The organism is Staphylococcus sp. GDX8P80P (assembly GCF_017893095.1).
Lineage (GTDB): Bacteria > Bacillota > Bacilli > Staphylococcales > Staphylococcaceae > Staphylococcus > Staphylococcus borealis.
This window is the reverse complement of sequence record NZ_JAESMI010000225.1, coordinates 1-367: the sequence shown is the minus strand read 5'-3', so window position 1 is coordinate 367 and position 367 is coordinate 1. Positions and strand designations below refer to the sequence as shown.

Genomic DNA, 367 nt, shown 5'->3' with positions numbered 1-367 from the left:
CACTAACTGATTTGCTTGCACTTTATGACTCAGAAATTCTCGATGTTGTTGATCCACTTCTTGTTGTTCTTGCTCTTGTTGAGTCACTCACTCTTGTTGATGTTGACGCACTCAATGATGTGCTTGATCTTGTTGAGTCACTCACGCTTGTTGATGTTGACGCACTCAATGATGTGCTTGTACTTGTTGAATCACTCACGCTTGTTGATGTTGACGCACTCAATGATGTGCTTGTGCTTGTTGAGTCACTCACGCTTGTTGATGTTGACGCACTCAATGATGTGCTTGTACTTGTTGAATCACTCACGTTTGTTGATGTTGACGCACTCAATGATGTGCTTGTACTTGTTGAATCACTCACGCTTGT

Annotated in this window: 1 protein-coding gene; it reads left to right on the top strand. The window is 42.2% G+C overall.

Annotation, left to right across the window (positions count from 1 at the left end):
- A partial coding sequence (locus tag KA858_RS12580) for a hypothetical protein (RefSeq protein ID WP_281058937.1) occupies positions 1 to 367 on the top strand: 367 nt, incomplete at both ends.